The following is a 6,942-nucleotide window of genomic DNA, read 5'->3' as shown; positions in this document are numbered from 1 at the left end:
GGCCACGGGGGGCGGCAAAGAGCGCGCCCCGCCGCCAACGAGCGGCCGGGGCGCGCTCTTTGCCGCCCCCCGTGGCCTGCGCAACCGTAAGCTCGCGTCCTCCCGCTGGTCACTGAATTCCCCTACGCTCCCTCTCGGTTGACATGCCCAAGACATGCTCGGCGGGAGGAACAAGGGATATGGCAAAGCTCCTTCGCACCACGATCGCCGCCGGCGCCGTGGCCGTACTCGCTTTCGTCACCACTCCGGCCAGTGCCGCCGACACCAGCCAGCTCCCCTTCCCCTCCACCACCGGGGTCGGTGTCCACAACGCGTACGAGAAGGCCACCTTCCCCTACTTCGCGGACGCCCTGGACTCCGGCGCCGGAATGCTCGAACTGGACCTGTGGACCAATGTGTTCGGCGCCTCCTGGCGTGTCTCGCACAGCAACCCGTTGGGCAATGACAACAACTGCGTGAACGCCGCCAACGCCGGCGAGCTGCGCAACAAGGCGCAGAACCGCGATCTGGCCGGCTGCCTCGCCGACATCAAGGTCTGGCACGACGCCAACCCGGGCCACCGCCCCATCGTCCTCAAGCTCGAACTCAAGGACGGCTTCCTGGGCACCGCGGGCCGTGGCCCCGCCGCCCTCGACGCCCTGCTCACCGGCAAGCTCGGTGACGCGCTGTACCGCCCCGCCGATCTGGCCGGCGGCCACAGCGACCTCGACCAGGCGGCGCAGGCCGGTGCCTGGCCCACCCGCGCCCAGCTCGCGGGCAAGTTCATCGTCGAGCTCATCCCCGGCACGGTCGAGGAGCAGAACCCGTTCGACACGCTGTGGACCGACCGCGAGTACGCCACCCATCTGCGTGACCTCAAGGCGGCGGGCCGGCTGCGCGAGGCGGCCGCCTTCCCTGCCGTGCACAACGCCGCGGCCGGCGACCCGCGCACCCGGTACGCGGACGCCTCCATCCGCCCCTGGTTCGTGTTCTTCGACGGTGACGCCTCCGCCTTCACCGGCGGCAGCATCGACACCTCCTGGTACGCGCAGCGCAACTACTTCGTGCTGATGACGGACGCGCACAACGTGCCGCCCGCCATCGACGGCACCAACCCCACCGAGCAGCAGGCCCGCGACCGGCTGGCCCTCCTCGCCCAGCGCAACGCGAGCCTGATCTCGGCCGACTGGCACGGGCTGAAGCCGGTACTGCAGTCGGTCGTGGTGCGCGGCGCCGCCCAGTAGATCCACCGGGTCCCGGGCCGGAAGGGACGCCGGCCCGGGACCCCTCCGTACCACCAACGGCCACTCCCCGTCCCCACACCCACGGCCGGGGCGCCTCAGGTCCGCTCCTCGGCGCCCCGGCCGTGGGCCGCGAGCACCGTCCCCACGGTGTCCGCCTCCGCCGCCGGTTTGTCCTCCCGGTAGCGGATCACCCGGGCGAAGCGCAGGGTCACGCCGGCCGGATAGCGGGACGACCGCTGGAGCCCGTCGTACGCGATCTCGACCACCAGCTCGGGCCGTACCGTGACGGTGAAGCCGTCGTCCCGTACCGCCAGCTCCCCGAGGCGCCCGGTCTGCCACTCCAGCATCGCGTCCGTCAGCCCCTTGAAGGTCTTGCCCAGCATCACGAACGAGCCGTCCTCGCGCCGCGCGCCCAGATGCAGATTGGAGAGCCTGCCGGTGCGCCGGCCATGGCCCCACTCGGCGGCCAGCACCACCAGGTCCAGGGTGTGCACCGGCTTCACCTTCAGCCAGCCCGCGCCCCGGCGCCCCGCGCTGTACGGGGTGTCGAGCCCCTTGACCACCACGCCCTCGTGCCCCCGGTCCAGGGTGATCCGCAGGAACTCCTCGGCCTCCGCCGCGCCCATGGTCCCGGACGCCGCGGACACGACGAGCCGCCGTACCCGCATCGGTTCCGGTACGAGCCGTACCAGCGCGGCGTGCCGCTCGGCGGCCGGCAGATCGAGCAGGTCCTCGCCGTCCGCCGCGAGGACATCGAAGAAGACAGGCGAGAGCGGTACCGCCATCGCCGCGGACCGTATATCGGTACGGGAACCCACCCGCCCCGCGATCTCCTGGAACGGCCGCGGTCTGCCGATCTCGTCCAGCGCGATCACCTCGCCGTCCAGGACGAACCGGTCGCCGTCCAGCGCGAGCGCCGCCGCCGTCACCTCGGGCAGCCGGTCCGTGATGTCGTCGAGCGTGCGCGTGAAGATCCGGACCGCCGGACCCTCCCGGTGCACCTGCACCCGGATGCCGTCCAGCTTCTCCTCGACGGCGCAGTCCCCGAGCCGCCCGATGGCCTCGGTGACACCGGCGGCGGTCTGCGCGAGCATCGGCAGTACGGGACGGCCCACCGTCAGCAGGAACTCCTCCAGCACATGGGGCCCTTCGGCCAGCAGCCGCTGCGCGACCTGTTGCAGCGAGCCCGCCAGCATCACCGCCCGGCGCACCACCGCGGGCGCGGCGCCCGAGGTCTCCGCGAGCGCCTCGACGGCGAGCGCGTCCAGCGCGCCCTGCCGCAGTTCGCCGGAGACCAGCCCGATCAGGTAGCGCTGCTCGTCCTCGGTGGCGGCGGCGAGCAGCCCCTGCACCAGCCGCCGCCGCTCGCGCTGCGATCCGGGGCCTGCCACGGCCGCCAGGGCGGTGAAGGTGTCATTGACGCCGTGCACGGTGAGGGTGGCTCGGTCCGCGGGCGGGGGCGGGTCCTTGAGGGCGTTCCAGCCCACGCCGATCCGGCCCTGCGGCAGCCGTCCGGCCAGATACGGGATGACGACGGGCACGTCCTCGGGCCCGGCCGTACGGAACACTCCGGCCAGCAGGGCGATCTTCCGGGACCGCGCCGAGGTCTGCGCGACCTCCCGGGAGACACGGGCGAGGGGTGCCAGCATCATGCAGCCATCGTGCTACGCGGGGCGCGCGTCCGCGCGTCCTGTGCCAGGACTGGGTCCCGGGCCGGAAACGTACGGCTCCGGGCCGGAAACGTACGTCGCCAAGGGTGTCTTGTGGATCTTGCTGGGCTCGTAGGGCACCCCCTAGCCTGGCCGTACCGCCCCGGCGGAGCGACGGTACGAGCCGGGTGCACGGCGGGGAGGGGCACGTACATGGACGAGCGCGACGAACGCGAGCCGCGCGACGGGCACGTCGCCGGAGGCAGGCGCGACCTTCCGGCCGAGGCCGGGCCGTACCCCGGCGCACCGGGTACGGCAGGACAGAGCGCCCCCGGCACATCACGCGCCGCCTCCGCCGACCCCGGGCTCTTCGGGCCCGGGTCCGTCACCTGGCAGCTCCACAGCGACCCCATGATGTGGATCGCCGGAATCAGGGCCCTGTATCTCCAGGCGCTCCACCCCCGCGCCATGCGGGGTGTCACGCAGAACAGCGACTTCAGGAACGACGCCTGGGGCCGGCTGCGCCGTACCGCCCACTTCGTCGGCACCATCAGCTACGGCACCACCGAGGCCGCCGAGCGGGCCGGTGCCCGGGTCCGCCGTATCCACCGGCATCTCACGGCCACCGACCCGGCGACCGGTGAACGGTACGGCGTCGACGAGCCCGCGCTGCTGCTCTGGGTGCACTGCGCCGAGGTCGACTCGTACCTCCAGGTCCTGCGCCGCTCCGGCATCCCCCTCACCGACGCGCAGGCCGACCGCTATGTGGCGGAACACCGCGAGGGCGCCCGGCTGGTCGGCCTCGACCCGGCTCAGGTCCCCGACACCGCCGCAGGGCTGGCCCGCTACTTCGCCTGGGTGCTCCCCGAGCTGGAGTGCGGACCCGAGGCGCGGGACGTGGACGCCTTTCTCCGCAGGCCGCCCGTCCATCCGCTGCTCGTCCCGGCGCGCGAACTGCTCTGGCGGCAGGTGGCCCCGCTCGCGTACCAGGCGCTGCCGCCCTTCGCCCACGCGCTGTACGGCAGACCGGCCCCCGCGCCGGAGACCGTGACCCGGCGGCTCACCACGGCCGGGAGCCTGCTGCGCCGTATCCCCGCGCGGGTGCGCTGGCAGCTTCCGCCCCGGCACATTCTGCGGGCAATGGCCCGCCTGGGCGCCGACACCCGTCCCACCCCGTACACACTCCCGGACGGGGCGGCCATACTGGACGGGCCGGGGAGGGCGCAGCGAGGTGACGGGGGCGACAGCACGCGATGGGGGAGACCAGGCTGATCCAGGGCCGCTACCGGCTGCTCGAACAGATCGGGCGCGGGGGGATGGGCGAGGTGTGGCGGGCGCGCGACGAGTCGCTCGGCCGGCGGGTCGCGGTCAAGTGCCTCAAGCCGCTGGGCCCCCAGCAGGACTCGTCGTTCACCCGGATCATGCGGGAGCGCTTCCGCCGCGAGGCACGCGTAGCCGCGGCCCTCCAGCACCGCGGGGTGACGGTCGTTCATGACTTCGGAGAGTACGAAGGTGTCCTCTACCTGGTCATGGAACTGCTGGAAGGCCGCAACCTCAGCCAACTCCTTGAGGACAACGAACAGCGGCCGCTCCCGGTGCCCGATATCGTCGACATTGCTGAACAAATCGCGGACGCCTTGGCGTACACCCATCAACAGGGCATCATCCACCGGGATTTGAAGCCCGCCAACATCATGCGGCTCACCGACGGCACGGTGAAGATCTGCGACTTCGGCATCGCCCGCCTCGGCCACGACATCGGGTTCACCTCCCGGCTCACCGGTACGGGCATCGCCATGGGCACCCCGCACTACATGTCGCCCGAGCAGATCGGCGGCGGCCATGTCGACCACCGCAGCGATCTCTACTCGCTGGGGTGCGTGCTGTACGAGATCGCCACCGGCTCCCCGCCGTTCGACCTGGACGACGCCTGGGCGGTGCTGGTCGGGCACCGGGACACCGTCCCCGAACCGCCCAGCGGGCATCGCGCGGAACTGCCCGGCTTCCTCGACCGGATCGTGCTCGATCTGCTGGCCAAGGTGCCCGAGGAACGGCCCGCCGACGCGTCGGATCTGCGGCGCAGGATCACCGGCGCGCGCTCCGCGCTCCCCGCGCCCGGTCCGGGCCCCGGGACCGGCCCGTACCCCTACCCCGTGCCGCACCCCGGTGCGGGCGGGCGGCCGGGGCCGCCGCCGGACGGGCCCCGGCTGCCGCCCTGGACGCGGGGGATGACCACCGGGCACAAGGCGACCGGGATGTCCCTGCTCCGGCAGACACCGCCCGACCACACCGCCGGCCTGACCGGCGAGTGGACCGCCCCCGTCGACCCGCGCCTGGCCACCGGCATCTCCTATCCGCGCCCGGCGCGGCCCACCCCGTCCCCCGAACAGCTCGCCGTCCTCGCCAGCAGGCACAACGCCGGGCTCAGCCTGGGCCGGCTGGGCCGCTGGGAGGAGGCGGGCGAGGTGCACCGCGCGGTGGCGGCCGAGCGCGAGCACGCCCTCGGGCCGGACCATCCGGACACCCTCCGGAGCCGGTACGAAGTCGGGTTCACGCTCAGCAGGACCGGCCGTACGGCGGACGCGCTGCGGGAATTCGCACGCGTCGTGGAGGGCCGTGAGCGCGCCCTGGGTCCCGACCACCCCGACACACTCACCGCGCGCCAGGAGATGGCGTACGTCCTCGGGCAGCTCGGCCGGCACTTCGAGGCGCATGAGGTGTTCACGGCGGTGCTCGCCTCCCGCGAGCGCACGATGGGGCCCGACCACCCGGACACGCTGCGCTGCCGCCACAACCTGGCGTACAACCTCAGCAGGCTCGGCCGGCTCGAAGACGCCTGCCGGCTGGCCCGCGAGGTCGCCGAAGCCCGCGCCCGGGTGCTCGGCGCGGGCCATCCCGACACCCTGGCCACCCGGTACGAGGTGGCGTACACGCTCGGGCTGCTGGGCCGCTGGCCGGAGGCGCTGAGCGCGTACCACGAGGTGGCCGCGGCCCGCGCCCGCGCGCTCGGCCCCGACCACCCCGACACCCTCGCCGCGCGCTACGAGGTCGGGATCGGGCTGGGCCGGCTCGGCCGCAGCGCGGAGGCGCTGGAGCTGTACCGGGCACTCGTCGCGGACCGGACCCGTGTCCATGGCCCGCAGCATCCGGAGACCCTGCGGGCCCGGCACGGCTACGGGGTCAATCTGGGCAGGCTGGCCCGCTGGGGGGAGGCGCTCGCGGAGTCCCGCGAGGTCTGCGCGCTGCGCGAACGGGTGCTGGGTCCCGACCATCCCGACACGCTGGTCAGCCGCCGGGAGATCGCGGTCGGTCTCGGCTGGCTGGCCCGCTGGGGCGAGGCCCTGGCCGTCTACCGCCAGGTCGCCGAGACCCGGGACCGGGTGCTGGGCCAGGCCCACCCGGACGCGCTGGCCAGCCGCAACGACGAGGCGCACTGCCTGGAACAGCTCGGCAGGGGAGCGGAGGCGGTGGAGCTGTACCGCCGGGTGGCAGCACTGCGCCAGCAGGGCACCCGCGGCGGCTGAGTCCGGTCCGGTCCAGGCCCTGTCCGGCGGATCTTCGTGGGCCCGCGACGCCTGGCACGGCACCTCGCTGCGTTGTCGGAGTCAGCCGACTACGCCCAGTACGAGGCTGATCCTCCGCCTTGCGATGCTCCCCCGGGGCCCGAACGGCACCTGAGGGACCCTCTCCACCGGACGCCGCGGCCTGATCCCCGAAGATCCACCGGACACGCCCTGGCACGGGCCGGCCGCCGGGTCCGGTACGGGACCGGGCGCCTGCGGGCCGCGCGGGACCGGAGTACGCCGTTCGGCCAAGAGCCGACTCGCCACCGGCTCCGGCGAAGGCGACCTCGACCGCGACGGCAACGGCGAGCCGGTCTCCGCCTGGCAGCGGGAGGTCCTCGATCTGGCCGCAGGCGTCCTCGACGTACCGGATCTGCGTCCGGACGACCGCTGGATCCCGCAGGGCGGGGCCGGTGAGGACCGGCTCGCCGTACCCCGTCCGGCGAAGACGCAATCGTACCGTCGTGGTCGCCGCACCCCGGCGGTGTCCCCGAGCCCGCCCGGGCG

4 protein-coding genes are annotated in these 6,942 nt (G+C 73.6%); 3 read left to right on the top strand and 1 reads right to left on the bottom strand.

Going from position 1 to position 6,942, the window contains the following annotated elements:
• Positions 1-179 precede the first annotated feature (179 nt).
• The gene (locus tag WH07_RS34730; protein WP_046509016.1) at positions 180-1,223 is read left to right on the top strand and encodes a phosphatidylinositol-specific phospholipase C domain-containing protein; all 1,044 of its coding nucleotides are present in this window, start codon (positions 180-182) and stop codon (positions 1,221-1,223) included.
• 95 nt (positions 1,224-1,318) lie between these two features.
• On the opposite strand, the gene WH07_RS34725 is transcribed toward WH07_RS34730, so the two are convergent.
• Positions 1,319-2,875: an ATP-dependent DNA ligase gene (locus WH07_RS34725; protein ID WP_046509015.1), complete on the bottom strand. Its 1,557-nt coding sequence runs from the start codon at positions 2,873-2,875 to the stop codon at positions 1,319-1,321.
• Between the two features lie 210 nt (positions 2,876-3,085).
• Between WH07_RS34725 and WH07_RS34720 the strand changes: the two genes are divergently transcribed.
• Entirely contained in the window at positions 3,086-4,144 is a 1,059-nt protein-coding gene (locus WH07_RS34720; RefSeq protein WP_079023807.1) for an oxygenase MpaB family protein, read from the top strand.
• Complete coding sequence (locus tag WH07_RS34715) at positions 4,126-6,396, top strand: serine/threonine-protein kinase (RefSeq protein WP_046509013.1); 2,271 nt, start codon at positions 4,126-4,128, stop codon at positions 6,394-6,396. Before WH07_RS34720 ends, WH07_RS34715 begins: the two co-directional genes overlap by 19 nt.
• Positions 6,397-6,942: the final 546 nt, after the last annotated feature.

It is taken from the genome of Streptomyces odonnellii, from assembly GCF_000981895.1.
Lineage (GTDB): Bacteria > Actinomycetota > Actinomycetes > Streptomycetales > Streptomycetaceae > Streptomyces > Streptomyces odonnellii.
The sequence above is the reverse complement of the archived record's forward strand: the minus strand, read 5'-3'. Positions and strand labels throughout refer to the sequence as shown.